Raw genomic sequence first — 1,977 nt, 5'->3', positions numbered from 1 at the left:
CTCCTGTTCTTCGTCAGATAGCCCGCTATCTTCCTCATCACAGAAGCAAAAATGCCTCAAAAACTCATCCCAAATCATCGCACGATAAATTCAAAACAGCTTCTTAAACCAAAGAACTTACAAACTCAAAAACTTAAAAACTTACAAACTTAAAAACTTACAAACTTAATTTTCTTCTTCCGGTTTCCGGCGGCGATGCATATAGCGCAGGTTTGCCGGGATTCTGGCCAGTTTATCACTTTCTTCATTGCGTGAGAAACGTTTCGGTTCTTCGCGGTTGAAAGCTTGTTTGCGTTCCCGTGTAAACTCTTTGCCGTCTTCAGCCCTGCGAGGACGGAACGAACGACGGTCATCTTCTTCCCTACGACGGTCTTCACGCGGACGAAATCCCGGTTTATCCCATTCCCGACGGGCGCTGTCACGGAAACGTTCTTTACCTTCGCGCCGTCCGTATTCCACTTTTTCACCGTGATGACGCGCACGTACTATCTTTTCTTCACCCTTTGGCTTGAATTCTTTGTCAGGATTCTCACTACGGAATTCACGATATTTACCGTCAAATAGTTGGTATTTGCGGAACTGACATTCCAAAGCACCGTTGAAGAGCGGAATTTTTACTGATGCTTTCAGTCCGATCTGGTCGAAACATTCGTCCCGATAACTCAATATCCACGCATCATTACCTGTAAATGCGTGTTTCAACCGTTCGCCTATCATCTGATACAATCCTAACAAGTCATCTGAAGAGATACGTTCGCCATAAGGCGGATTCATAATGATAAGACTCTTTTCTTTGGGTTGCTCAAATTGTTGGAACGCCTGTACCTTCAATACGATGTCTTTGGTCAATCCGGCTGCCTTTACATTATGAGTTGCTATTTCATTGGCTTTCGGATTGTTGTCGTAACCGTAAATTTTGTGGGTAAATTCACGTTCCTGTGAATCATCGTTGTAGATGGAGTCCAGCAGTTCCTTATCAAAGTCTTTCCATTTCTCAAAAGCAAATTCTTTACGAAACACGCCTGGAGCTATATTTCTGGCTATCAGTGCCGCTTCAATGGGGATGGTGCCCGAACCGCACATCGGGTCTATCAGGTCGCATTCTCCCCGCCAGCCTGTCATTAGAATCATTCCGGCCGCAAGCACCTCATTCAAGGGTGCCTCTACTTGTTCTTGCCGATAACCGCGGCGATGAAGTGATTCGCCCGAACTATCAAGTGAAAGTGTGCATTGATCTTCGGCAATGTGAATATTCAGTGCCAAGTCAGGGTTATTGATCCGTACCGATGGACGGCTTCCGGTTTTTTCGCGGAAATAATCAACAATGGCATCTTTTACTTTATAGGCTACAAATTTGGAGTGACGGAAAACCTCCGAAAATACCACTGCATCTACCGAAAAGCTGGTCGTATTATCCATATAATTCTCCCAAGCTATGGCTTTTACGGCATTGTACACCTCGTCGGCATTTGTCGCCTGAAAATGTTTGATGGGTTTCAGCACGCGGATAGCAGTGCGCAAGTTGAAATTGGCGCGGTACATCATTGTTTTGTCTCCGGTAAACGATACCATACGCCGTCCGATCTGGATGTTTCCTGCTCCCAGTTCGGTGAGTTCTTGTGCCAATATTTCTTCCAATCCCTGGAAGGTTTTGGCGATCAGCTCGAATTCTTGGTTCATCTTATAGTAAATTACGTAATTTCAAATAATTGTGCAAAATTAGGAATTTTCATTCAGTCAATCAAACGTTTGCGTGTGTTTCTTGCGCACCTTGCTGTTATTTGTGCGGCTAGAAGGGGGAGTACTATAAAATAAAATCCCTAAGTTGTGACAACTTAGGGATTCATAAGCGAATATTTTTTATTTTTGTTGCGGTGCGTACGGGACTTTAACTTACACAATCGGGAAATCTCATAAAAACACAATATATTGGTAATAACCAACTTATTATAGATTGACTATATTACTAAATATCAT

Annotated in this window: 1 protein-coding gene; it reads right to left on the bottom strand. The window is 43.3% G+C overall.

What is annotated here, in order from left to right; translation table 11 throughout:
- Positions 1 to 165: 165 nt before the first annotated feature.
- Complete coding sequence (locus B5F71_RS19325) at positions 166 to 1,680, bottom strand: THUMP domain-containing protein (protein WP_022038717.1); 1,515 nt, start codon at positions 1,678 to 1,680, stop codon at positions 166 to 168.
- Positions 1,681 to 1,977: the final 297 nt, after the last annotated feature.

Source organism: Bacteroides sp. An269 (assembly GCF_002159755.1).
In the GTDB taxonomy this organism is placed as follows: Bacteria; Bacteroidota; Bacteroidia; order Bacteroidales; family Bacteroidaceae; genus Phocaeicola; species Phocaeicola intestinalis.
This window is presented reverse-complemented; position numbering and strand designations above follow the sequence as displayed.